Here is a 22,738-nt window from a genome sequence, read left to right on the forward strand (position 1 = left end):
ACCAGGAAGCCCAGCGCGAAGCCGAGCAGCGGGACAAGCACGGCCGCGGCCAGCACCGCTGCGATGCGTAGGCGCCGTACGTTCAATCTTTCGCGTCGCGCTTGGCCGGATCCGGCTTGCTGGATTTGAACATGTCCAGCATCCGCTCGGTCACCACATAGCCGCCAGCTGCATTGCCCGCGCCCAGCACCACCGCGACGAACCCCAGCGCTTTTTCCAGCGTGGTATCGGCATGCCCAAGCACCACCATCGCGCCGATCAGCACGATGCCGTGGATGAAGTTGGAGCCGGACATCAGCGGGGTATGCAGGATCACCGGCACCCGCGAGATGATCACGTGGCCGGCGATGGCCGCCAGCATGAAGATGTACAGCGCTACGAACCCGTCGCTCATCGTCTTTCGCTCCACTGGCCGGTGCGGCCCGCCGATCATACCCACGCATCGGGCATGTCAACCGAATCGGCGCTGGGCCGTTGACGTCGTATCGTCTTCGCGGAAGCTACGCTGTGCTGGTGGGAACCCCTTTCGATCCGCAGCCTTCTACAACGGCCGCCGCCGTTCCGGTGTCGCTGGACGCCTTTTTGGCCGGCATCGGTCCGCGTGCGTTCCGTTTTGCCGAGGCCGGTCTGCGTCACCGCGAAGACGCACTGGATGCCGTGCAGGACGCCATGGTCAAGCTGCTCGGCTACCGCGAGCGGCCGGCCGAGGAATGGACGCCGCTGTTCTGGAGCATCCTGCGCAGCCGCATCATCGACCTGCAGCGCCGCCGCACGTTCCGGCTGAAATTCTGGGCACCGGCCGAGCGCGCCGATGACGAAGGCCCGATCGAGTGGGCCGACCCCGGCATCGGCCCGGTCGGCGTGCAGCAACATCAGCAGGCCTACCAACGGCTGGTTGAGGCGTTGCGTAGCTTGCCGGCGCGCCAGCGCGAGGCATTCACGCTGCGCGTGCTGGAAGACCTGGATGTGGCCACCACCGCCAAGGCGATGGGCTGCTCCGAAGGCTCGGTCAAAACTCACCTGTCGCGCGCGCGCGACGCGTTACAAAAACAGTTCGAGGATTTCCTGTGAACCGCTCCCACGATCCGGCCCAGTTCGATGCGCAACTGCGCCACCTGCACGCCGCCGCGCTCACCAGCCTGCCGCCGCAGACCCTGGCACGCCTGCGCCAGGCACGCCACGCGTCGGCGCCGCGTCCACGCCGCGGTTACTGGTTGCTGGCCACCGCCTGTTCGGGTCTGCTGGCCATCGCTATCGGCCTGCAACTGCGACCGGGCGACACTGCACCCACAAGCGTCGCGGCGACCCAGGCAGTGGCCGGCAACAGCGCCGGCACCGACACCGACGACCTGCTGACCCAGAACCCCGACCTGTATGTCTGGCTCGGGTCCGATACCGCTTTGGCCATGGAATGAGCACGATGACCCGCACCACCCGCCTGCTGTTGACCCTGCTGCTCTGCGCCGGGCCGTGCGCGTCGCTGTTGGCGCAGGATCGCCCGCCGCCGGGCCCGCCGGGGCCACCGCCGATGGACGGACACGGCCCGCATGGCCCGGGCCCACGCAACGAGACACCGATGCCGGAGTGGGACAAGCTGACCCAGCAACAGCGCCAGGTGCTGATCGATGCGCTGCGCGAGCGTTGGAACGATGTGCCCGAAGAACGCCCGCGCATGTACCGGCACGCCAGTCGCTGGCTGGACATGACCCCCGAACAACGCAAGCAGGCCAAGGCCGGCATGGACCGCTTCCGCAACATGAGCCCGGACCAGCGCCGCGAAGCCAAGGCCTTGTTCGACCGCATGCGCGCGCTCAACCCGCAACAGCGCAATGAGCTGCAACAACGCTGGCAGAAGATGAGCCCGGCCGAACGCAGCGCCTGGTTACGCGACCACCCGCCGACGGACGATTGAACGCTGCTGCACTCGCCGCCCGGATGCTCCGGCGTGCGATCACACCTTCAGAGTTCAGACACCAGCACGCGCCAGCGGGTCTTCGAAAGTCGCCGCGTGCGTTGCAGACAGACGGCGCCTTACGTCGCCGGTGTGGCCGACCAACGCGTCTTCGCCAGCAACTCATCGTCCCAGTCGAATGACAGCGCACCGTCGCTGATCAACAACGCGGCGAACGCGTAGACGTTGCGCGCAAACATCTCGCTGGCATGCACGGCGCCCTGGCTTGCCAGATTGAGCGGCCCGGCGACCACCACGCCATCGAGATCGACGGTTTCGCCCGGACGCGTGGCCGCGCAATTGCCGCCGGTTTCCGCAGCCAGATCCACGATCACGCTGCCGGCGCGCATGCCCTGCACCATCTCCGTGGTCACGATCTTTGGCGCTGGTCGCCCCGGCACGGCCGCAGTGCAGACCACCACATCCACGCCTTTGAGATGCTCGGCCAGGCGGCGCTGCTGCTCGGCGCGTTCGTCGTCGGTGAGTTGGCGTGCGTAGCCGCCTTCGCCGGCAGCGCTGACGCCCAGATCCAGAAAGCGCGCACCCAGGGACGCGATCTGCTCGCGGGTTTCCGGGCGCACATCGAAACCTTCCACCTGCGCGCCCAGCCGTTTGGCAGTGGCGATCGCCTGCAAGCCGGCCACGCCCGCACCGATTACCACCACCTTGCAGGGGCGCATCGTGCCCGCGGCAGTAGTGAGCATCGGGAAGAACCGCGGCGCCAGTTGCGCGGCCAGTAACACGACCTTGTAACCGGCCATGCCGGCTTGCGAACTCAGCACGTCCATCGACTGCGCGCGCGTGGTACGCGGCAGGCGCTCCAGCGGAAACGCGACCAGTTCGCGCGTGGCAAATGCCTGCGCACGCGCCGGGTCGGCATCGGGTGCGAGCATGCCGATCACCACCGTCTGCGGCTTGCAGTGCAGCAGGACCTCGGTCGGCGGCGCCTGCACGCAGAGCAGCATGTCGGCCTGATCAAGCGTGTGTGCGCTGGCAAGTTGCGCACCGGCCTGCAGATACGCCGCATCGTCCATGCTGCTGGCGCGGCCGGCGTCCGGCTCGATCCACACATGGGCGCCGAGCGCGACCAGCTTCTTGACCGTTTCCGGCGTTGCCGCCACCCGACGTTCGCCCGCTGCCTGTTCTTTCAGCACCAGCACCTGCACAGCCATGGGTTGCTCCGGTCTCGCGCTCAGTGCGGCGATGCTAGCAGAGCGTGGCCGCGGCGCCTGGCACGTGTGCTGCGCTGGCTGTCGGCCAGGTCGCACGTCAGCCTGTACCGCGTTTTCCCCGCAGATCGCGCCTCAGGGTTCAAGCACCGCATGCAGCAACGGGGCGAACACCAGTTCCGGCGCAAACGCGCGCAAGGCGTCATGCTTGCGGTCGATCGCAAGCGACGCATAGCCGTGCACTGCACTCCACGCCAGCAGGGTGCGCTGTTCCAGCAGCTCGGCGTCTGGCGCGCTGCCGTGACGGGCACTCCACTGTGTGCGCACCGTGTCGCGCAGGCAGGCCATGGCTGCCTCGCTGGCCTGCAGCAGCCGTGGCAGGCTGCGCGAACGCAGGTCCAGGCCCAACATCAGCCGGAACTGCTGCGGATAGTCGATGGCAAATCGCAGGTAGCCCAGTCCACAGCCCAGCAGCGGGTTGGCGAGTTCCTGCTGGGTTGCGTGGATGCGTGCGAGCATGCGTTCGTAGCCATCGGCCGCCACTTCCGCCAACAACCCGTCCAGCGAGCCGAAGTGGTGCGCGGGTGCGGCATGCGAGACCCCGGCGCGGCGCGCACATTCGCGCAAGGTCAGCCCACGCACGCCCGATTCGCCGACCAGCTCCCAGCCAGCGCGACGCAATGCGGCCGGCAGATCGCCGTGGTGATAGCCAGCAGGAACGTCTGATCGCGACATGGCGGCTTCGTTTATCGGGAGCTCAGTGGAGCAGATCATCTTGACGCTGACAAGATTCAATCGGCAGACTTGTGTCGCATCTTGTCGGCGACAAGATGTGCGACGTGCCCTCCCCTACAAGGACTCCCCCATGAGCTCGTCCATCGCCAAATTGCGTGCGCGGCTGCTCCGCGGCCTGATGCGCACAGTCAGTCGCCTGGCTCCCGGCCCGACGGGCCGCTCTCTGGCGCGCCGTTTCGTCACCCCGGGTGCGGCAGGGCGTCGGCAGGCGGCTACCATCGCCGCGACGTTGACCGATGTGCAACAGCAGACCCTGCGCGTCGACGGCATCGACATCGCCGTCTACCAATGGGGCGACCCCGCGCAGCAGCCGTATGTGCTGCTGTCGCATGGCTGGGCCAGCTACGGCCTGCGCTTTGCGGCCTGGGTGCCGCAGCTGCGCGCGCTTGGCTATGCGGTGGTCGCGTTCGACCAGGCGGCACATGGCCTGAGCAGCGGCAAGATCAGCAACATGCCGCATTTCGTCAAGATACTGCGCCAGATCGGCGAGCGCTTTGGCCGCCCTGCAGTGTTCATCGGCCACTCGCTGGGTGCAGCCTCGGTGGTGTTTGCCGACGACCCGGCATGGCGTCCGGCCCGTTATGTGTTGATCGCCCCGCTGGTGGCGCCGGCCGCCAGCGCGCAACGTCAGTTCCGCGCGTTCGGTATTGCACCCGGCGCATTCGCACCGTTCGAAAACTGGCTGATCCAGCTCACCGGCAAATGTTTTGCCGACTTCGATGCGACCGCGCACCTGCCGCACTTCGATCGCCCGGCGCTGATCATCCACGACCGCCGCGACCGCGAGACGCCGTGGGAAGAAGGCGCACGCTTTGCCGCACTCTGGCCAGGCGCGCAGCTGTTCAGTACCGAAGGACTGGGCCATAACCGCATGGTCGATCACGCCTCGGTGATCGCGCGGGCGCTGGAGTTCATTGGCCCGGCATCCGGCTGAGAATTGCGCTCTGGATGCGGTCATCGCGGGCGTGATTGCCGGAGTGCGAGGATCAAGGCAACTGCATCGGGTAAGAGCGGCTGACAAAAAGGACTGTGCTCACCGCCAAGCGGGCGCGGCCGGTGCTCGGTGCCGCATGTGCCACTCATACGCTCCGGTTCTTCCGGGCCGTCCACACCCACCTGGCGACTGCTCGTTACGTTTGGTTAGCCGTTCTAAGCGTGTTGCGCAATCCGATCGCAAATGCAGCGCTCACGTATTACGCGACAAGGCAGCACACGTCGCGTTTGCTGCTGCAATGATTCCGCGCCTGCCGATGAGTCACTTCGAAAGAGTCGCCTGGCCATCCGAACCGCCACGACGCCGCAAACATCCGGCGTCTGCTGCAGCAGCCCGACGGCTCCAGGAGCCCAAACGCCGGCACAGCAAGACCCTCGCAACGGTCACGCCAGCGACGCACATCCATTCTTCAAAGCACGCTCGCCGAAGGCAGCGATACAGCCTCAGCCGCGCAGCGAAAGCGCTGCGCAATCGATGCAATCGCTCAGTGCACCGTGCCGTTGTTGTGCAGCGGATCCAGCCGGTCGATCACGCCCTGCATCGCGCTGTCGAACGCGCCGTCGTTGATGTGTTCGCGCAGGCGCCCCAGCCGCACCATCACCGCCAGTTCTTCCGGCGAGGCGACGCAGAAACGCACACCGCGGCGGTTGACGAACAATAGCCGCTGCGAAATCGGGCTGACCCACGACAGCTTGCCGGCCTGCACCTTGCCGTCCTTGTCGACGAAATCCAGCCAGGTGCCGATGTCCATCGCACGGAACCGTTCGGCGTCGGCACTGTCGATGCTCTGCGCCACCGCTTCGGCACCCAGCACTACGCTGACGCTTTCGGCCGCTGGCGGCGGCAGGTTGACCTGCGGCAATTCCGGCAAGGCTTTTTCCAGCTCCGGGCGTGCCTCGGCGATGGCCTGCAAGGTGTCGTGCAATGCCGTGATCGCCACCACCACCGCGTCGCCATGCAGGCCCACGCTGGCGAATACGCGATGCAGCGCCGGTTGCCAGACCTGCAGCCACGGCTTGCCGATGATGTGGCGGCGCGCCTCGCTCAGTTCTTCCAGCACGCCATCGGCCAGCGCCAATGCCTCGACCGTGCCGGGACCTTCGTCGCCGTCGCGCAGGATCGCCATGGTCAGGTGATGCAGCCAAGGCTGGCGCAGGAAGTCTTCCACCGCCTTGGGCAACGGCGCACCGGCCAGCACGCGCTGCTCCAGCTCCGCCAGCGCGCGGTTGCGCGCCAACTCCAGTTTTTCCTGGCCGCGCTGGGTTTCGGTGGCGCGGCGCTCGGCGATTTCCACACGGCGGCGGTGCTGCGACAGGAAGTCACGGAACTCTTCTTCCAGGGTCAGGAAGATCGCCAGGTTCTCGTTGAATTCGGCCACCAGACGGTCGACGATTTCTTCGACCTTGCCCATCAGCACGCGCTCGGCGGCGCTGTCGCCGTTGTTGCCCTCGCAGGCCTCGGCCAGCGAATTGAGCAGGCGCCGCGCCGGGTGAGTCTTCTGCACGAACATCTTGCGGTCCAGCAGTGCCACCTTGACGAAGGGCACCACCAGCCGGCCGATCATCTCGCGCGAGCGATTTTCCAGATCGCGCTCGTCCAGCATCACGTCGAACAGCATGCCGACCAGATCGATCGCATCCTCGTCCATCGGGTCCAGCTTTGCGGTGGCCGGGTCCACGCCCAGACGCGTAGCGCTGTTGAGCACTTCGTTTTTCAGACGCTGCGCAAGCGATTCGTTGTCGTCGCCGATGGCCGCCTGCAGCGTTGCGCTGGGCGTGGCCTGCAGCAACGACAGCACCGACATCATTTCGCGCTGGCTCAGCGGGCGTTGCTGGCCCACTGCCACCGACGCAGCCGAGGCCGTGCTGTCGCGCACGCTACGGGTCTGCTGCAACAGTTCATGCAGGGCATCCAGCAGCATGCCCTGGCTGCCGCCAGGATGATCGGCCTCGCCTTCCATACCGCCAGCGCCGCCACCATCGGCATGGCCGCGCTGCGCAGCGGCCTGCATGCGGCCGCGGCTATGCGCCCAGCGGTCCAGAAAGCGATTGGCCCAGGCTGGCGCGTATTGGTCGTTTTGATCGTCGCCGCCCATTTCGGCATCGCCGCCATAAGCGTCGGCCTGCGCGCGCGCTTCGGGCGTCTCGCCACGTGGCTGCATGCGCGGCGGCGGGCGCTTGGGCTGCGAAATTTCCGGCATCACGCCGGCCTTGACCAGGGTTTCGTCCAGACGCGCATACAACTTGCCGATCGGTTCGGCCAAGTCGCGCTCGCATAGCTTGATCAATACCAAGCGCACTTCCGGCGCCAGATCGCAGGTGGCGAACGCTTCGTGGATCGCCACGCCAAGATGTTCCGGACCGAACGGATTGGTGTCGGCCACCAGTTCCAGGCCACCGGCAATCCAGCCCAGGCGGCGGTCGACACGCGCCAGCACCTGCTTGAAATCGCGCAGCAGCACGGTGGCAAGGTTGCGCACTGCCAGCCGCGATTCGAGTACGTGCTCGGGCACCAGACTGAGCGGGCCGGTGCCCATGTCGCCGGCCAGTACCACTTCGGCCGACAACGGCGTGCCGAGCAACAGCGCCTGCCAGCCGTCTTCCAGCTGTTGGCGGAATTGGGTGGTCACGTCTTCGCGCTTGCGGCGCAACTCGCGCATGCCATCGAGAAACAGCAACTGTGACGCGCCGGCGGATTCGGCGCGATCGAACAGGACATCATCGAAATGTGCGACTGCAGCTGCAAACACCTGCACCAGCGCGGGCACGAACGCGTCGTGCGCCTGCTCGAGCAAGCGTTGGTCACGGCCCGGCTGTCCCGACGGACTGGGCTGAAAAGTCATGCGCAAAGGCTCCCCGCCTCTGCAGGCGTGAAAATATTCAAACGAGTAAAAACAGACGCGGCCCCAAATTCCGCCCTCGCATGGTAGGCGTTTCGCTCGCTCGTTAAGTGTGATGCAGCTCTCACTTTACTCGTGACCGCCCAGGGTTTGCGTGTCAAGGAGACATCGTAGCCCGCAACCTTGCGGTGGAGCCTGCCGGCACCCGTTATACGCCTGCGGGGGTTAAGCCTTGAGGGGGGTCAGACGCGTCCAGCCCGTCGACCACGTCCTGCATCGCGCTGTAGAAAGCGTCTTCTTCACGGTGCAGGCGCAGGCGGTCCAGCCAGACCATCATGGCCAGCTCTTCCGGCGAGGACACGCACAGCCGCCCGCCGCGCCGATTGACGAACATCAGCCGCCCGGAAATCGGGCTGATCCACGACAGTTTGCCCGGTTGGACGCGGCCTTCGCGGTCGACGAAGTCCAGGCTGGTGCCGATTGCCATGGCGCGAAAGAAGTCAGCGGTGATGCGGTCGAACTCCACCTGCCCGCCCGCATCGAGCATCGGAGTCAACGGCTCTGCCACCGGGTCGGCGGGGCTGGGCACCAAGCGCAATGCGGTCAGGGTGGGGGCAAGCGCTTCCGCATGGGCAGCAGCTGGCGTGGGCGCCAGCGCGCGCAGCAATTCCTGCAAGGCCTGCTCAGCCTCGCGCGGCCCCAACCCGGCCAGCGCAAACGCCTGCAGCAACGGCGCACGCTGCGCATCCAGCCCGGTATCGCTGCGCGCGGGCGTCAGCTGCGCCAACACGGCGTCGCCCACCGCAATGGCGGCGTCCAGGGCCGGGCCGGCGCCATCGGCGCGCAACGCAGCCTGTTGCACGCTCGGATGCCAGACGCGGCTGAGAAAGTGCTCCACCACCGGCGACAGCGATCCGCGTGCCAGCCGCTCTGCCAGCGCCTGGGCGGCAATACTGCGTGCCCGTTCGCGGCGTTCTTCGGCACGTTGCAATTCGTTGGCGCGGCGCTCGGCAATCTCCACGCGTCGCCGGTACTGCTCGTAACTGGCGCCGAACTCGGCTTCCAACGCCAAGAACACCGCTGGATGCTCGTCGAAGTCGCGCACGATGGTGACGACTGCCGCCTCCACCTGCGCCAGCAAGGCCTGTTCGGCCGCGCTTTCGCCGCCATTGCCGTCGCAGGCATCCACCAGCAGATTGAGTAGACGACGCGCCGGGTGGCCATCGCGCACGAACAGATGGCCGTCGAGCATCGCCATCTTGGCCATCGGCACCAGCAACTGCCCCAGCAGGCGGCGTTGCGCATCGGAAAGCTGACTCTGCACCAGGATCGCGTCGAACAGCAGCGCGATCAGGTCCAGCGCATCGGCATCGTTGGGGTCCAGGCAGGTGGTGACCGGGTCGACGCCAAGCGAGGCAGCCGCGCGCATGAGGTGCTGCCGCAGTGCGTGCGGCAAGCCGCGCTGCCCGTCGTCGATGCTGTCGAACCCGGCGCCGGGCATGGTCTGCAGCAGCGACAACGCCGAAACCACCTCACGCGGCGACAGCCGCCGCTGCGCAGACGACTCCAACCGCCCGGCATCGGGCTCGCGCAGGTGGCGCGCCTGTTGCAGACGCTGGTGCAACGCGGCCGGCAGCACTTCGCGGCCGCTGCGCAGATGCACGTCGATCACCTTGACGCCGACCAATGCCCCCTGCCCGCCGGACCAGTCGGCAAAGAACCGTGCGATCCAGTCCGGCGTCTCGGGGGTGTCCTCGTTGCCGGTCTTGCCCTGGCGCGGGATGCCGCCGCGGCGATGGCGCGCCTGCGGCAACTCGCGCAGGCTGGCAACCTGCGCCAACGCCTGTTCCAGCTCTGCGTAACGCTGGCCTACGCGCGGCATCAGCTGCTGCTCGCAGACCTTGATGACCGCCAGATGCACCTTCGCCGCCAGCGTCACGCCCTGGAAGGCCTCGTACAGCGCCACGCCCAAGTGCTCAGGCCCGAAGGGATTGCTGTCGCCATCGATGCGCAGCCCGCCGGCGATGAAGCCCAGATAGCGATTGAGCCGCATCAATTCCGGCCGCCATTGATGCTGCAACGCGCCGGCCAGATTGCGCACCGCCAGCCGGACTTCAAGATCCTGTTCGGGTAACAGGGTCAGCCCGGCCGCGCCGCGTGCCAACGTGCGTTCGGCCGACAACGGCCGCGCGGACTCCAGGCCCTGCCAGGCCTTGGCCAGATGCCCGCGAAAACGCGCGGTGATCGGCTCGCGCTGCTGCCGCAAGGCCTGGATGGCTTCCATGAAATCGTTCTGGGCCGCGCCGGCATCGGCCGCCAGGCGGAACAACGCCTCGGCCAGCGCGTCCTGCACGTCGATGAATGCATCGGCCAGCGGCACCAGCACGATATCGCGCACCTGATCGAGTAGTTGCGGGTTGCGGCTGGGCAGAGGATCGGTGGACACGAACTGGGTCATCGGACAACGCTGAAAGAGCGGGCAGGAAGGAGTGATGCCGTTGCAGCAGGCGTCACCCGGCCGGCCATCATGCGGCGGGCGTTGGGAAGGGCCCGTCTATAATTGACTTATTCGTCGCCCAGAACCGCAAATTATGCATGCACCGTATTCGCTACAGGCGCTGGACGCGCGTCGTTCGGTCCCCTCCAAACAATTGGGCGAGCCCGGCCCGGATGAAGACACCTTGCTGCGCATGCTGACATCGGCCGTGCGGGTGCCCGACCACGGCAAGCTGGTGCCGTTCCGTTTCCTGCGCATCAGCGGCGACGCGCGGCATGCCCTGGGCGACTTTCTGGCCGAACGCACCCAGGCCGCCGATCCGCTGGCACCGCCCGCGGCGGTCGAAAAAGACCGCAACCGCTTCTGCGACGCACCGTTGGCGATCGTGGTCATCGCCTCGCTGCGCCCCGAGCACAAGGTGCCCGAGCAGGAACAGCTGCTCACCGCCGGCTGCGTGTGTTTTGCATTGCTGCAGGCCGCGCAGGCGCATGGCTTCGGCGCGCAGTGGCTGACCGCCTGGATGGCCTACGACCCGGCCGTCAGCGGCTATCTGGGCCTGGGCGAAAACGAGCGCATCGCCGGCTTCATTCATATCGGCACGCCGCGCATGCAGGTGCCCGAGCGCGAGCGTCCGGACCCGCGCGCCTTGTTGCGCGACTGGACTCCATGAGTACGCTGCCGGGTGCCATTGCCGCGGCGCTGCCGGGCGGTCCGCGCCCGGAGCCGCTGTATCTGATCGATGCCAGCCTGTACGTGTTTCGCGCCTGGCATTCGATCCCGGACGAGTTTCAGGACGCGCAAGGCTGGCCGACCAATGCGGTGCACGGCTTTGCGCGTTTTCTGCTGGACCTGCTGGAACGCGAGCGCCCGCAGTACATCACCATCGCCTTCGACGAAGCGTTGGACAGCTGCTTTCGGCATGCCATCTACCCAGCCTACAAAGGCAACCGCGAGCCGGCGCCGGATGCATTGCGGCGCCAGTTTGCGCATTGCAAGGCACTGTGCGCGGCACTGGGCCTGAGCGTGCTGGCGCACCGCGAGTACGAGGCCGACGATCTGATCGGCAGCGCCTTGCACAGCGTGCGCGCGCAAGGCTTGCGCGGGGTGATCGTGTCGGCCGACAAGGATCTGTCGCAGTTGCTGTTCGAGCATGACGAACAGTGGGATTACGCGCGCAACTTGCGCTGGGGCATGGACGGGGTAAAGGCGCGCCATGGCGTGCATGCGCATCAGATTGCCGACTATCTGGCGCTGTGCGGCGATGCGATCGACAACATTCCTGGCATCACCGGCATCGGCGCAAAATCGGCAGCCGTGCTGCTGGCGCATTTCGGCAGCCTGGATGCCTTGCTGGAGCGCATCGACGAGATCCCGTTTCTGCGCTTGCGCGGCGCCGCGCAAATGGCCGTGCGGCTGCGCGAACAGCGCGACCATGCGTTGTTATGGCGCCAGCTCACCACCATCGCATTGGACGCACCGCTCGGCTTGACCGATGCCGGCTTCACGCGCACGCAGGCCGATGCGGACATGCTGATCGGCTTATGCGACAGCCTGCGTTTCGGGCCGCTCACGCGCCGCCGCCTGCTGGCCGTGTGCGACGGCGCCGCACTGCCGCCCCCTCCCGCTTCCCTGTCTCAAGGCACCTACCCATGAACCGACACGACACCCCGCCCACCGTGGTTTACGAAGGCAAGTACCAGCGCATGGTCGTGCGCGGCACCTGGGAATATTCCGAGCGTGTGCACGCCGGCGGCCTGGCCGCGATCATCGTGGCGGTGACGCCGGACGATGCGATGTTGTTCGTCGAGCAATTTCGCGTACCGTTACAAGCGCGCACCATCGAAATGCCGGCCGGGCTGGTCGGCGATGTGCATGCCGATGAGTCGATCGAGCTGTCGGCGATCCGTGAACTGGAAGAAGAAACCGGCTGGACCGCCGAGCACGCCGAAGTGCTGATGATCGGCCCCACCTCGGCCGGCGCGAGCAGCGAGAAGATCGCGTTCGTGCGCGCCACCGGGCTGCGCAAAGTCGGCGCAGGCGGCGGCGATGCCAGCGAAGACATTACCGTGCACGAAATCCCGCGCGCGCAAGTCGGCGCGTGGCTGGTGCAGAAGATGGCCGAGGGCTATCAGATGGATCCCAAGTTGTGGGCCGGGCTGTATCTGGTCGATCACGCACTGGATGGCACGCCGCGTGGTTGATGCCGCTGCCGGTCACTTGCTTGGCCCCGAGGATCCGCCAGCGTTCACCGTGCACAACGCGCAGGCGGCATCGCCGTGGCTGTTGATCGCCGATCACGCCGGCCAGCGCGTGCCCGCACGGCTGGCAAATCTGGGCCTGCCGCAGCAGGAGCTGGACCGCCATATCGGCTGGGATATCGGCATCGCACAGGTCACCCGCCTGCTGGCCAACGCGCTGGATGCGATCGCCATCACCCAGACCTATTCGCGCCTGGTGATCGACTGCAACCGGCCCGATGGCGCGGCCAGCCGAATGCCGGAGATCAGCGACGGCACATCCATTCCCGGTAACCTGGCGTTGACCGACGCCGATCGCCAGCAACGTATCGATGCGATCTTCGCGCCCTACCACGCACGCATCGCGGCCGAACTGGATGCACGCGCACAGCGCGCCCAGCCGACGCTGCTGGTGTCGATGCACAGCTTCACCCCGGTGATGGCCGGCAACGAACGTCCCTGGCATGCCGGCGTGCTGTACCACCGCGACACGCGACTGGCGCATCGCTTGCTGGATGCCTTGCGTGCAGAACCGGATCTGGTGGTTGGCGACAATCAACCGTATGCGGTGAGCGATGCCACCGACTACGCCATCCCGGTCCATGGCGAAGGCCGCGACCTGCTGCATGTGGAACTGGAAATCCGCCAGGACCTGATTGGCGACGCCACCGGGCAACAGGCATGGGCAGATCGATTGGCGCGCATCCTGCCGCCGCTGGCCCAGGCGCTGTTGCAACGCTGAAACGACAACCCCCGTAGGAGCGTGCCTGCGCGCGAGGAAGCGTTATCGATAACGCCTCATCGCGCGCGGGCACGCTCCTACGGGTCATGCACCAGCGTGAGCTGGCACATCACTCGCCTGCGCCCGACCGGCTCGCTCAAGCAAACCCGTCGGTCGCGCGCACCAGTGCATCGACATTTTCCGGCTCGAAGGCCGAATGCCCCGATGCCGGGCTGATCTGCAGCTGCGCCTTCGGCCACGCCTTGTGCAGATCCCAGGCGCTTTGCAGTGGGCACACCACATCGTAGCGGCCATGCACGATCACCCCGGGGATGTCGGCAATGCGGTGCGCATCGCGCAACAACTGGCCTTCCACCTCGAAGAAGCCCTTGTTGACGAAGTAGTGGTTTTCGATACGTGCGAAGGCCAACGCAAAGTGCGCGTCCTCATGCCCGGTGACGAAGTCTTCGTCCACATGCAGAAAGCTGGTGGCACCCTCCCACACGCTCCAGGCCTTGGCCGCGGCCAGACGCGTGGCCTCGTCGTCGCTGGTCAGGCGGCGATGGAAGGCGGCGACCAGATCGCCGCGTTCGTCGGCCGGGATGGCGTTGATGTAGTGCTCCCATGCATCCGGGAACAGCCGGCTGGCGCCTTCCTGATAGAACCAGTCCAACTCGAAACGACGCAGCAAAAAGATGCCGCGCAGCACCAGCTCGGTGACCTGCTGCGGGTGGGTTTGCGCATACGCCAAGGCCAGCGTCGAGCCCCAGCTACCGCCGAACACCTGCCAGCGGTCGATGCCCAACTGCGTGCGCAAGCGCTCGATGTCGGCAACCAGATCCCAGGTGGTGTTGTCGGTGAGATCGGCATGCGGGGTAGACCGACCGGAGCCGCGCTGATCGAACAGCACGATGCGGTACTTGGCCGGGTCGTGGAAGCGCCGCATCTTGTCGTTGCAGCCGCCGCCCGGGCCGCCGTGCAGCATCACCACCGGTTTGCCCTGCGGGTTGCCGCACTGTTCGAAATACAGCGTGTGGCGGTCGTCGACCTTCAGGCTGCCCTGCTCGTAGGGCGTGATCTCGGGATAGAGCGTGCGCATGCGTCGGTCCTGGGCGAAAACCCGCATTGTAGCGATCGACGATGGAGCCAACGGCGGTGTCTTCCCGTGGCGAGGTGTGACTGCGCATGCCGGCGCGCAATGACTGCACCGTCGGCGACGTTGCACCAGCCAGAACTACCGCGTCGCGCCCTCCTCCCAGCAGCCCAACGTCACCCGATCGCGCTGTTCCAGATCCTGATGCGTGGCCACCTGCGTAAACCCGCGCGTGCGCAGCAACTCGGCCACGGCCGCGCCCTGATCCCAGCCATGCTCAAGCAGCAGCCAGCCGCCTGCGCGCAGATGTGCGGGCGCATCGGCCACGATCGAACGAATGTCATCCAGCCCGTCGCTGCCGGAGGCCAGTGCACTGGCCGGCTCGTAACGCAGATCGCCCTGCGCAAGATGTGGGTCGCCGGCTGCGATATACGGCGGGTTGCTGGCGATCAGATCGAAGCGCTCGCCGGCCAGTGGTACGAACCAGCTGCCCTGCCGGCACTCCACGTTCGATAGGCGGTGGCTGTCGGCGTTGCGCTGGGCGATGGCGAGCGCGGCCGCGCTGGCGTCGGTGGCGATCACCTGCGCCTGCGGCCGCTCGCTGGCGATCGCCAGCGCGATCGCGCCGCTGCCGGTACCCAGATCGGCCACGCGCCGGCCGGGCGCCTGGTCCAGACGCTCCAGCGCCAGCTCGACCAGCGCTTCGGTGTCGGCACGCGGAATCAGCGTGGCCGTGGAGACGGCCAGGTCCAGGGTCCAGAACCCGCGCGAACCGGTCAGGTAGGCAACTGGCTCGCCAGCCTGCCGCCGCTGCACCAAGGCGTCGAAGGCCTGCGCGATGGTCGGCGGCACCGGGTCGCGGCCGTGCGCGAACAGCCAGGCGCGGTCGCGGCCCAGTGCATGCAGCAGCAGCGGCTCGGCATCGGCACGCTCGATCCGCAGCGCAGCCTGCCGCAGCAGCTGTTCGGCGGGGATGCCTGCAGGATCGTCGCTCATACGGGTCATTCACTCATGCGAAACATCGGCCGACCATTATCGGAGATGGAACGGCCCACCCGCAGCGCCAGATGCCGTCTGCAATATCGATAGCCAAAACCTATCTATGCAATTCCATTAATCGATTTGAGAAATCTATCGATCCTGCCTACCATGACCGCTGTTCCATCCCCTGCCCCCCTTTCATCGCACGAGGAAACTCAATGTCTCTCATCAACACCCAGGTCCAGCCGTTCAAGGCGAATGCGTACCACAACGGCAACTTCATCGAAGTCACCGAGGCCAGCCTGAAGGGCAAGTGGTCGGTGCTGATTTTCATGCCCGCCGCATTCACCTTCAATTGCCCGACCGAAGTGGAAGACGCCGCCGACAACTATGCCGCGTTCCAGAAGGCTGGCGCCGAGGTGTACATCGTCACCACCGACACGCACTTCTCGCACAAGGTGTGGCACGAGACCTCGCCGGCCGTGGGCAAGGCGCAGTTCCCGCTGATCGGCGACCCGGCCCACAAGCTGACCCGCGCCTTTGGCGTGCACATTGAAGAAGAAGGCCTGGCCCTGCGCGGCACCTTCATCATCAATCCGGAAGGCGTGATCAAGACCCTGGAAATCCACGACAACTCCATCGCCCGCGACGTCACCGAGACGCTGCGCAAGCTGACCGCAGCGCAGTTCGTGGCCAACAATCCTGGCCAGGTCTGCCCGGCCAAGTGGAAGGAAGGCGCCAAGACCCTGGCTCCGTCGCTGGACCTGGTCGGCAAGATCTAAGCCGCCGCGCATCCCTGGCCCGGTTCATCGGGCCGGGGGTGAACCGGAGCCGGTGCCAGGCTGCCCGCCAGCCATCGCCAGCACGCATCCCGACCTCGCGCCGGCTGCGGTTCACCTCCTTCCTTCCCCGGCGACCTGCCCTTCGGCAGCGACGCCACGCCCTCCCCTTGCCCATTCCCAGGAGTTTTCCATGTTGGATGCCAATCTCAAGACCCAGCTGACTGCCTACCTGGAACGGGTCACGCGCCCGATCCAGATCCACGCCTCGATCGACGACAGCGACGGCTCGCGCGAAATGCTCGACCTGCTCGAAGACCTGGTGCTGCTGTCGGACAAGATCAGCCTGGACGTCCACCGCGATGACAACCAGCGCAAGCCCTCGTTCGCGCTGACCTCGCCGGGCCAGGACATCTCACTGCGCTTTGCCGGCCTGCCGATGGGCCACGAGTTCACCTCGCTGGTGCTGGCGCTGCTGCAGGTGGGCGGTCACCCGTCCAAGGCTGCCGCCGAGCTGATCGAGCAGGTGCAGCATCTGGATGGCGACTACCAGTTCGAAACCTATTTCTCGCTGTCGTGCCAGAACTGCCCGGACGTGGTGCAGGCGCTGAATCTGGCGGCCGTGCTCAACCCGCGCATCAAGCATGTCGCCATCGATGGCGCATGGTTCCAGGACGAGGTCGAAACCCGCCAGATCATGTCGGTGCCCACCGTCTACTTGAACGGCGAGCTGTTCGACCAGGGCCGCATGACGCTGGAGCAGATCGTCGCCAAGCTCGACACCAATGCCGCAAAGCGTGATGCCGCCAAGATCGCCGCCAAGGACGCCTTCGACGTGTTGGTGATCGGCGGTGGCCCGGCCGGCGCGGCAGCAGCGGTGTATGCCGCGCGCAAGGGCATCCGCACCGGTGTGGCCGCCGAGCGCTTCGGTGGGCAGGTGCTGGACACCATGTCGATCGAAAACTTCATCTCCGTGCAGGAAACCGAAGGCCCGAAGATGGCGGCCGCGCTCGAACAGCACGTGCGTCAGTACGATGTGGACATCATGAATCTGCAGCGCGCCGAGCAGCTGATCCCGGCCGGTGCCGATGGCCTGGTCGAGATCAAGCTGGCCAATGGCGCTTCGCTCAAGAGCAAGACCGTGATCCTGTCCACCGGTGCGCGCTGGAGGCAGATGAACGTGCCGGGCGAAGACCAGTACAAGAACAAGGGCGTGGCCTATTGCCCGCACTGCGATGGCCCGCTGTTCAAGGGCAAGCGCGTGGCGGTGATCGGTGGCGGTAACTCGGGTGTGGAAGCGGCGATCGACCTGGCCGGTATCGTGGCGCATGTCACCCTGGTGGAGTTCGACGACAAGCTGCGTGCCGATGAGGTACTGCAGCGCAAGCTACGCAGCCTGCACAACGTGCGCATCATCACCAGCGCACAGACCACCGAAGTGCTGGGCGACGGGCAAAAGGTCACCGGCCTGGTCTACAAGGACCGTACCGGCGGCGACAGCCAGCACATCGATCTGGAAGGCGTGTTCGTGCAGATCGGCCTGCTGCCCAATACCGAGTTCCTGCGTGGCACGGTAGAGCTGTCGCCGCGCGGCGAGATCATCGTCGACGACCGTGGCCAGACCAGCGTGCCGGGCGTGTTTGCGGCAGGCGATGCCACCACGGTGCCGTACAAGCAGATCGTGATCGCGATGGGCGAAGGCTCCAAGGCCGCACTGAGCGCATTCGATCACCTGATCCGCTCCAGCGCACCGGTCAGCGCCGAAAACGTTGCGCAGGCCGCATAAGCGCAACGACAGCCATCGCCCGGCCATGCCGGGCGCTAAGCTGCATCACGCGTCAGTCGTTAACCGTCACCGCCTTGAGGGCTGCTGCACATGAATCTGCGTGACTTGAAGTATCTGGTAGCCCTGGCCGACCACAAGCATTTCGGACGCGCCGCGACGGCGTGTTTCGTCAGTCAACCGACGCTGTCCACCCAGATCAAGAAACTCGAGGACGAGTTGGGTGTGCCGCTGGTAGAGCGCGCACCGCGCAAGGTGATGCTGACGCCGGCCGGCCGCGAAGCGGCGATGCGTGCACGCGGCATCGTTGCCGAAGTGGAACAGATGAAGGAAGCCGCGCGGCGCAGCCAGGATCCGGAAGCGGGTACCGTGCGGCTGGGCATCTTCCCCACGCTGGCGCCCTATTTGTTGCCGCATGTGGTGCCGCGCATCCGCGAGCGGTTTCCGCGGCTGGAGCTGCTGTTGATCGAAGAAAAAAGCGACCGACTGATGCACCAGTTGCGCGAAGGCCGCCTGGATGCGGCGCTGCTGGCGCTGCCGTTGCAAGACGATCAGCTGCATGCGGAATTCTTGTTCGAAGAACCCTTTGTGCTGGCAGTGCCGGAAGGCCATCCGCTGTCGCGCCACGACAGCATGACGCTGGACGATCTGTCCGAACAACGCCTGTTGTTGCTGGAAGACGGCCACTGCCTGCGCGAACAGGCGCTGGATGTCTGCCATCTGGCCGGCGCGTTGGAGAAGTCGGAATTCCAGGCCACCAGCCTGGAAACCTTGCGTCAGATGGTCGCTGCCAATGTCGGCGTCACCCTGCTACCGCTTCTGGCAGTCAAGCCGCCGGTCGCCCGCTCGGAAAACATCCGCCTGATTCGCTTCCGCGAAGACAAGCAACCCAGCCGTCGCATTGCCATGGCGTGGCGTCGCAGCTCGGCCATGACCGCCTTCCTGGAGCAGCTGTCGCAGTTGTTCAAGGAATTGCCGGAGAGCCTGTTTACGCTGGATCAGCCTGCGACAGGTCCCAAGGCGGTGGCGGCTTAGGGAATCGGGAATCGGGAGTCGGGAGTCGGGAGTCGGGAGTCGCAAAAGCGTTTCATGGCTGTGGTCGCTTTGCGCAACAGGCGTAGACAACAAACATCGGCGGCGCGCAAGCGGCGCCTTTTGTTTTTTCCAGCTGGTGTTTTTCTTCGGCTGCAGATTCGTCGGTGTAGCCACTCCGTCTGGCTTACCTGGGCAGGCATTTGATGCTGCCATCTGCGCCCTTAGAACTCTCTCGCAGCGCTCGCTTGATCGCCGCGTTAACGCCAGTGGCTTGAAAAAAGAACCCCGTCGGCCTGCCCCAAGTCACCACATGTTTCCGCCGGGCAGCATGTATTGGGATCGGCCAACGGCGCCCTCATCTTGTCGGTGTCGCTTGCCATGTTGGCGAGCCGTATTCGTCAGGAGAGTGCCATGACTTCCCAACATCACAGCGGCTTGCCGCCATCCATCCTTGTTTCCAGCCACGACCTCGCGCGGCTTGAGGCCTTGCTCGATTCCCCCGCCTTCAACAAGCATCCCGCCGCCACTGCGCTGAGCGACGAACTGGGCCGCGCACGTGTGCTGCCGCCCGACCAGATTCCCGGCGATGTCGTCACCATGCACTCGCGCATCGAATGCGAAGACCAGCTGCACGGCGAACGGCATACGCTCACCCTTGTGTACCCGCATGAAGCCGATGTCCAGCACAGCCGCATCTCGGTGCTCGCGCCGGTGGGCAGTGCGCTGCTTGGCCTGTCGGTCGGCCAGAGCATCGACTGGCGCACGCCTGACGGGCGCGACCTGCGCCTGCGCGTGACCGCCGTGCACGATCAACCCGCAGCCGCGGGCGACTTCCAGCGCGCGGCGCGCTAACGTAGCGCGCTGCGTCATCCCCGACCCGTTCCACGATTCGAGAGAACCCGCATGACTGCATCCCCCTCCAAGCTTGCCCAACTGCGCGACCTGTCTGTCGTTGTTGCCGACACCGGCGATTACGACGCCATCAAGCGACTGAAGCCGGTCGACTGCACCACCAATCCCACCCTGGTCAAGAAGGCGCTGGACCTGCCGGTCTATGCCGATCTGATCGAGCGCGAACTGGCCTGGGGCCGCGAGCACGGCGGCGACGATCGCACCGCCACCATCCACGAGGTCGCCGACCGTCTCACCATCGGCGTGGGCGTCAAGCTCGCCGAACTGGTACCGGGGCGCGTGTCTACCGAAGTGGACGCCGACCTGGCTCACGACACCGAGGCCACCATCGCCAAGGCGCGCAAGTTCATTGCGATGTACGCCGAGCGTGGCGTGTCCAAGGACAAGATCCTGATCAAGATCGCAGCGACCTGGGAAGGCATCGAAGCCGCCCGTCAGCTGCAACGCGAAGGCATCGACTGCAACCTCACGCTGATCTTCAACCACTCGCAGGCGCTGGCCTGCGCGGAAGCCGGCGTGTTCCTGATTTCCCCGTTCGTGGGCCGCATCCTGGATTACTACGTCGCCCAGGGGCAGACCCCGGCCAACATCGATGAAGACCCGGGCGTGGTGTTCGTGCGCACCGTCTACAACGAGTTCAAGCGACGCGGCTCGTCGACCGTGGTGATGGGCGCCTCGTTCCGCTCCACCGCGCAGATTGAAGCGCTGGCCGGCTGCGACCGCCTGACCATCTCGCCGGATCTGCTGGAAAAGCTCGACGCCGAACACGGCGAGTTGCCGCGCAAGCTCTCCCCGGCCAAAGCCGAAACCGTGCAGATCACGCCGATCAATAGCGACAGTTTCGCCACCGACCTGGCGGCCGACCCCATGGCCACCGAAAAGCTGGCCGGCGGCATCGACACCTTCGCCAAGGATCTGCAGGCCCTGCGCAAGACCATCGCCGACAAGCTGGCCGGCTGATCGTCTCAACGTACAAGTGCGACCACCGACGCCCGCGGCCGATGCTGCGGGCGTTGTCGTTTACGGGGTTGCTAAGGGGTTGCAGCGGCAGTCGCACCGGGGCGTGGAATCCCGGTCGGATACGACTTCCCGCGTATCCGATACAACACCCGCAAGTCGATGCCGCTGCGTCGCGCACCTCTCTGGCGCTGGCCCACGCGGTCTAGTGAGGTAACGCAGGTAACGCGACGGATCTGATCGACACTGCGTGCCTCGCACAGCGTGGCCATCCTCTGCCGCCCCGCGCATCTGTCAAGCAAGCTCCGTTCGAGCAGCCGATGGACCAGGCCGCGATACCGCCCGCCCCCTGCGCGTCTGCACACCTTGCTTACAATCGCCGCGCGCGCACTGCCTAGAATCCAGAGACCTCAACTGGTGTAGCGGACAATGGCAAACATTGCAGTGGTGATGGTCGATGGTGTAGCCGATTGGGAAATCGGTGTGGTGCTGCCAGCGGCGCGCGAGTGGTTTGGCGATCAGGTAGCCATTGCCAGCATCGATGGTCAGCCGGTGCAGTCCATCGGCGGGCTGCGGATCGCTCCGGAATTCGCGCTCTCGGATCTGGCGCCGCTGGACGCGGACCTGTGGATCCTGCCCGGCAGCGAGCGCTGGCAGGCAGGCGAAATCCCCGGCTTAAGTGGTCTCTTGGTGGAGCGCGTGCAACACCAGCGCCCGGTCGCCGCCATCTGCGGCGCCACCATCGCTTTGGCCTATGCCGGCCTGCTCGACGACCGCGCGCATACCAGCAACGCGCTGGCGTTTTTGCAGGAACATGTGGTGCCCTATGCCGGGGCCGCACAGTATCGCCACGAGAAAGTCGTCACCGCTGACAGCGTCATCACCGCACCCGGCACCAGCCCGGTCGGCTTTGCGCTGGCCTGCATGCGTCTGCTGCATCCCGAACGCACCGATACGCTTGCGCAGCTGCGCGGCATGTTTGCCGGCGAATTCGTCTGAGTCCACGGATTCAAGCACGCCCAGCGCGTTGCACTCACTGAGTGCTGTGATTCGCCGCACCGATGCATTGCAGCGATTGGCTGCAATGATCCGCTGGCCAGTTTGCTTATCAACCACACACGGCGACGGCAGCGCGTCTTGCGCACGCCGCAAAAAAAAGATGGCTACGTCGTCTCCGACGTAGCCATTCAAGTTGCCTGGCATGCACTCCCATGCGCTGCCTGATCGTGATAACGCTGCCGGTCACTATTGGCCATCGGCGCGCTGCCACGATCACGTGGTTGACAGCGCTTCAATCCGGCCTGCCTTTCCGTCAGGCATCCAGCCCGATCGGGCAGCTCACTCCCGTGCCGCCAAGCCCGCAATAGCCATTGGGGTGCTTGGCGAGATACTGCTGGTGATCGTCTTCGGCGTAGTAGAACGTGGGCGCCGGGAAACGGATCTCCGTGGTGATTGCGCCATACCCTGCGGCATCCAGCTGCTGCTGATAGGCGTCGCGGCTGGCAAGTGCCGCGTCGTATTGCGCCTGCGTCGTGCAATAAATTGCAGAACGGTATTGCGTGCCGACATCGTTGCCTTGCTGCATGCCCTGGGTGGGGTCATGGCTTTCCCAGAACGTGCGCAGCAACTGCGCAAACGACGCCGATGCTTCGTCGTACACCACCAACACCGCTTCGGTATGGCCGGTCTGTCCGGAGCACACTTCCGCGTAGGTCGCATTGGGTGTCTCGCCGCCCGCATAGCCCACTGCGGTGGTGTACACCCCAGGCACGCTCCAGAACTTGCGTTCCGCGCCCCAGAAGCAACCAAGCCCGAATTGCACCTGGGCCAGGCCGGTAAATTCCCCGCGCAACGGGTGACCGTTGATCAGGTGCGTGTTGTGTAGCGGCAGCGCTTGCTCGCGTCCTGGCAGTGCCTCGCCCGGACGTGGCATACGTTGTTTAAAGGCGCCGATTCCCAGCATGGTGCAACTCCGCAATCGTGAGGATTGCCTGC

Annotated in this window: 22 protein-coding genes and 1 other RNA gene; 15 read left to right on the plus strand and 8 right to left on the minus strand. The window is 65.8% G+C overall.

Annotated features, from left to right (window positions below):
• Positions 1–82: 82 nt before the first annotated feature.
• Positions 83–394 (minus strand): NAD(P) transhydrogenase subunit alpha, encoded by a 312-nt coding sequence (locus tag RQH86_RS06900; RefSeq protein ID WP_055851467.1) that lies wholly within the window; start codon positions 392–394, stop codon positions 83–85.
• Positions 395–507: 113 nt separating this feature from the next.
• Between RQH86_RS06900 and RQH86_RS06905 the strand changes: the two genes are divergently transcribed.
• The 3 genes from RQH86_RS06905 to RQH86_RS06915 are packed head-to-tail and all read left to right on the plus strand — an operon-like array spanning position 508 to position 1,912.
• Complete coding sequence (locus tag RQH86_RS06905) at positions 508–1,071, plus strand: RNA polymerase sigma factor (protein WP_311240387.1); 564 nt, start codon at positions 508–510, stop codon at positions 1,069–1,071.
• Positions 1,068–1,415 (plus strand): hypothetical protein, encoded by a 348-nt coding sequence (locus RQH86_RS06910; protein WP_311240388.1) that lies wholly within the window; start codon positions 1,068–1,070, stop codon positions 1,413–1,415. The genes RQH86_RS06905 and RQH86_RS06910 overlap by 4 nt, the downstream gene beginning before the upstream one ends.
• Positions 1,416–1,420: 5 nt before the next feature.
• A complete protein-coding gene (locus RQH86_RS06915; protein ID WP_055851463.1) occupies positions 1,421–1,912 on the plus strand; it encodes a DUF3106 domain-containing protein in 492 nt (163 codons plus the stop codon).
• Positions 1,913–2,031: 119 nt separating this feature from the next.
• Here RQH86_RS06915 and RQH86_RS06920 read toward each other — a convergent pair whose 3' ends face one another.
• A complete protein-coding gene (locus RQH86_RS06920) occupies positions 2,032–3,123 on the minus strand; it encodes an NAD(P) transhydrogenase subunit alpha (RefSeq protein ID WP_311240389.1) in 1,092 nt (363 codons plus the stop codon).
• Between the two features lie 132 nt (positions 3,124–3,255).
• Entirely contained in the window at positions 3,256–3,855 is a 600-nt protein-coding gene (locus tag RQH86_RS06925; RefSeq protein ID WP_115512436.1) for a TetR/AcrR family transcriptional regulator, read from the minus strand.
• A gap of 130 nt (positions 3,856–3,985) precedes the next feature.
• Here RQH86_RS06925 and RQH86_RS06930 point away from each other — a divergent pair, with 130 nt between their 5' ends.
• Both RQH86_RS06930 and RQH86_RS06935 read left to right on the plus strand, forming a co-directional pair.
• Positions 3,986–4,849: an alpha/beta fold hydrolase gene (locus tag RQH86_RS06930; protein WP_311240390.1), complete on the plus strand. Its 864-nt coding sequence runs from the start codon at positions 3,986–3,988 to the stop codon at positions 4,847–4,849.
• A gap of 136 nt (positions 4,850–4,985) precedes the next feature.
• A non-coding RNA gene (locus RQH86_RS06935) (sX9 sRNA) lies at positions 4,986–5,061 on the plus strand.
• Positions 5,062–5,393: 332 nt separating this feature from the next.
• Here RQH86_RS06935 and RQH86_RS06940 read toward each other — a convergent pair.
• Complete coding sequence (locus tag RQH86_RS06940; RefSeq protein WP_311240391.1) at positions 5,394–7,751, minus strand: DUF1631 domain-containing protein; 2,358 nt, start codon at positions 7,749–7,751, stop codon at positions 5,394–5,396.
• 205 nt (positions 7,752–7,956) lie between these two features.
• Positions 7,957–10,206, minus strand: a complete 2,250-nt coding sequence (locus RQH86_RS06945; RefSeq protein WP_311240392.1) for a DUF1631 domain-containing protein — start codon at positions 10,204–10,206, stop codon at positions 7,957–7,959.
• A gap of 133 nt (positions 10,207–10,339) precedes the next feature.
• Between RQH86_RS06945 and RQH86_RS06950 the strand changes: the two genes are divergently transcribed.
• From RQH86_RS06950 to RQH86_RS06965, 4 genes are read left to right on the plus strand one after another with little or no spacing between them, the layout of a single operon-like run.
• The gene (locus RQH86_RS06950) at positions 10,340–10,915 is read left to right on the plus strand and encodes a nitroreductase (protein ID WP_311240393.1); all 576 of its coding nucleotides are present in this window, start codon (positions 10,340–10,342) and stop codon (positions 10,913–10,915) included.
• Positions 10,912–11,898 (plus strand): 5'-3' exonuclease H3TH domain-containing protein, encoded by a 987-nt coding sequence (locus RQH86_RS06955; RefSeq protein WP_115512441.1) that lies wholly within the window; start codon positions 10,912–10,914, stop codon positions 11,896–11,898. Before RQH86_RS06950 ends, RQH86_RS06955 begins: the two co-directional genes overlap by 4 nt.
• Complete coding sequence (locus RQH86_RS06960; RefSeq protein WP_005988855.1) at positions 11,895–12,446, plus strand: NUDIX hydrolase; 552 nt, start codon at positions 11,895–11,897, stop codon at positions 12,444–12,446. The genes RQH86_RS06955 and RQH86_RS06960 overlap by 4 nt, the downstream gene beginning before the upstream one ends.
• Positions 12,427–13,224 carry an N-formylglutamate amidohydrolase gene (locus tag RQH86_RS06965; RefSeq protein WP_311240394.1) on the plus strand — a complete coding sequence of 266 codons (798 nt, stop codon included), beginning with the start codon at positions 12,427–12,429 and terminating at the stop codon, positions 13,222–13,224. The genes RQH86_RS06960 and RQH86_RS06965 overlap by 20 nt, the downstream gene beginning before the upstream one ends.
• A gap of 136 nt (positions 13,225–13,360) precedes the next feature.
• Here the strand turns inward: RQH86_RS06965 and pip are convergent, their stop codons facing one another.
• The gene (gene pip / locus RQH86_RS06970) at positions 13,361–14,302 is read right to left on the minus strand and encodes a prolyl aminopeptidase (protein WP_115512442.1); all 942 of its coding nucleotides are present in this window, start codon (positions 14,300–14,302) and stop codon (positions 13,361–13,363) included.
• 135 nt (positions 14,303–14,437) lie between these two features.
• Positions 14,438–15,292, minus strand: a complete 855-nt coding sequence (gene prmC, locus RQH86_RS06975; RefSeq protein WP_311240395.1) for a peptide chain release factor N(5)-glutamine methyltransferase — start codon at positions 15,290–15,292, stop codon at positions 14,438–14,440.
• Between the two features lie 203 nt (positions 15,293–15,495).
• Here prmC and ahpC point away from each other — a divergent pair, with 203 nt between their 5' ends.
• The 6 genes from ahpC (at position 15,496) to RQH86_RS07005 (ending at position 21,742) form a co-directional block, all read left to right on the plus strand.
• Positions 15,496–16,059 carry an alkyl hydroperoxide reductase subunit C gene (gene ahpC / locus RQH86_RS06980; RefSeq protein ID WP_011036070.1) on the plus strand — a complete coding sequence of 188 codons (564 nt, stop codon included), beginning with the start codon at positions 15,496–15,498 and terminating at the stop codon, positions 16,057–16,059.
• 190 nt (positions 16,060–16,249) lie between these two features.
• Positions 16,250–17,842 carry an alkyl hydroperoxide reductase subunit F gene (ahpF, locus tag RQH86_RS06985; RefSeq protein WP_055851236.1) on the plus strand — a complete coding sequence of 531 codons (1,593 nt, stop codon included), beginning with the start codon at positions 16,250–16,252 and terminating at the stop codon, positions 17,840–17,842.
• A gap of 90 nt (positions 17,843–17,932) precedes the next feature.
• On the plus strand, positions 17,933–18,874 hold the full coding sequence (locus RQH86_RS06990; protein WP_055851233.1) for a LysR substrate-binding domain-containing protein: 942 nt from the start codon (positions 17,933–17,935) through the stop codon (positions 18,872–18,874).
• A gap of 411 nt (positions 18,875–19,285) precedes the next feature.
• Entirely contained in the window at positions 19,286–19,726 is a 441-nt protein-coding gene (gene rnk / locus RQH86_RS06995; protein WP_055851460.1) for a nucleoside diphosphate kinase regulator, read from the plus strand.
• 51 nt (positions 19,727–19,777) lie between these two features.
• The gene (gene tal / locus RQH86_RS07000) at positions 19,778–20,746 is read left to right on the plus strand and encodes a transaldolase (RefSeq protein ID WP_115512445.1); all 969 of its coding nucleotides are present in this window, start codon (positions 19,778–19,780) and stop codon (positions 20,744–20,746) included.
• Between the two features lie 426 nt (positions 20,747–21,172).
• Positions 21,173–21,742, plus strand: a complete 570-nt coding sequence (locus RQH86_RS07005; RefSeq protein ID WP_115553097.1) for a type 1 glutamine amidotransferase family protein — start codon at positions 21,173–21,175, stop codon at positions 21,740–21,742.
• 313 nt (positions 21,743–22,055) lie between these two features.
• Here RQH86_RS07005 and msrA read toward each other — a convergent pair whose 3' ends face one another.
• Positions 22,056–22,706 carry a peptide-methionine (S)-S-oxide reductase MsrA gene (msrA, locus tag RQH86_RS07010; protein WP_055851225.1) on the minus strand — a complete coding sequence of 217 codons (651 nt, stop codon included), beginning with the start codon at positions 22,704–22,706 and terminating at the stop codon, positions 22,056–22,058.
• Between the last annotated feature and the right edge of the window lie 32 nt (positions 22,707–22,738).

Source organism: Xanthomonas sp. WCS2018Noco2-27 (genome assembly GCF_031843525.1).
Classification (GTDB): Bacteria; Pseudomonadota; Gammaproteobacteria; order Xanthomonadales; family Xanthomonadaceae; genus Xanthomonas.

Excerpts from the sequence above, each read along its gene's own strand:
- RQH86_RS06920 (WP_311240389.1), bottom strand. The coding sequence starts at position 3,123 with ATGGCTGTGCAGGTGCTGGTGCTGAAAGAACAGGCAGCGGGCGAACGT.
- RQH86_RS06955 (WP_115512441.1), top strand. The coding sequence starts at position 10,912 with ATGAGTACGCTGCCGGGTGCCATTGCCGCGGCGCTGCCGGGCGGTCCG.
- msrA (WP_055851225.1), bottom strand. The coding sequence starts at position 22,706 with ATGCTGGGAATCGGCGCCTTTAAACAACGTATGCCACGTCCGGGCGAG.
- RQH86_RS06960 (WP_005988855.1), top strand. The coding sequence starts at position 11,895 with ATGAACCGACACGACACCCCGCCCACCGTGGTTTACGAAGGCAAGTAC.
- RQH86_RS06930 (WP_311240390.1), top strand. The coding sequence starts at position 3,986 with ATGAGCTCGTCCATCGCCAAATTGCGTGCGCGGCTGCTCCGCGGCCTG.
- RQH86_RS06990 (WP_055851233.1), top strand. The coding sequence starts at position 17,933 with ATGAATCTGCGTGACTTGAAGTATCTGGTAGCCCTGGCCGACCACAAG.
- RQH86_RS06965 (WP_311240394.1), top strand. The coding sequence starts at position 12,427 with ATGGCACGCCGCGTGGTTGATGCCGCTGCCGGTCACTTGCTTGGCCCC.
- tal (WP_115512445.1), top strand. The coding sequence starts at position 19,778 with ATGACTGCATCCCCCTCCAAGCTTGCCCAACTGCGCGACCTGTCTGTC.
- prmC (WP_311240395.1), bottom strand. The coding sequence starts at position 15,292 with ATGAGCGACGATCCTGCAGGCATCCCCGCCGAACAGCTGCTGCGGCAG.
- RQH86_RS06915 (WP_055851463.1), top strand. The coding sequence starts at position 1,421 with ATGACCCGCACCACCCGCCTGCTGTTGACCCTGCTGCTCTGCGCCGGG.
- RQH86_RS06925 (WP_115512436.1), bottom strand. The coding sequence starts at position 3,855 with ATGTCGCGATCAGACGTTCCTGCTGGCTATCACCACGGCGATCTGCCG.
- RQH86_RS06940 (WP_311240391.1), bottom strand. The coding sequence starts at position 7,751 with ATGACTTTTCAGCCCAGTCCGTCGGGACAGCCGGGCCGTGACCAACGC.
- RQH86_RS06945 (WP_311240392.1), bottom strand. The coding sequence starts at position 10,206 with ATGACCCAGTTCGTGTCCACCGATCCTCTGCCCAGCCGCAACCCGCAA.
- RQH86_RS06950 (WP_311240393.1), top strand. The coding sequence starts at position 10,340 with ATGCATGCACCGTATTCGCTACAGGCGCTGGACGCGCGTCGTTCGGTC.
- rnk (WP_055851460.1), top strand. The coding sequence starts at position 19,286 with ATGACTTCCCAACATCACAGCGGCTTGCCGCCATCCATCCTTGTTTCC.
- ahpC (WP_011036070.1), top strand. The coding sequence starts at position 15,496 with ATGTCTCTCATCAACACCCAGGTCCAGCCGTTCAAGGCGAATGCGTAC.
- ahpF (WP_055851236.1), top strand. The coding sequence starts at position 16,250 with ATGTTGGATGCCAATCTCAAGACCCAGCTGACTGCCTACCTGGAACGG.
- RQH86_RS06900 (WP_055851467.1), bottom strand. The coding sequence starts at position 394 with ATGAGCGACGGGTTCGTAGCGCTGTACATCTTCATGCTGGCGGCCATC.
- RQH86_RS07005 (WP_115553097.1), top strand. The coding sequence starts at position 21,173 with ATGGCAAACATTGCAGTGGTGATGGTCGATGGTGTAGCCGATTGGGAA.
- pip (WP_115512442.1), bottom strand. The coding sequence starts at position 14,302 with ATGCGCACGCTCTATCCCGAGATCACGCCCTACGAGCAGGGCAGCCTG.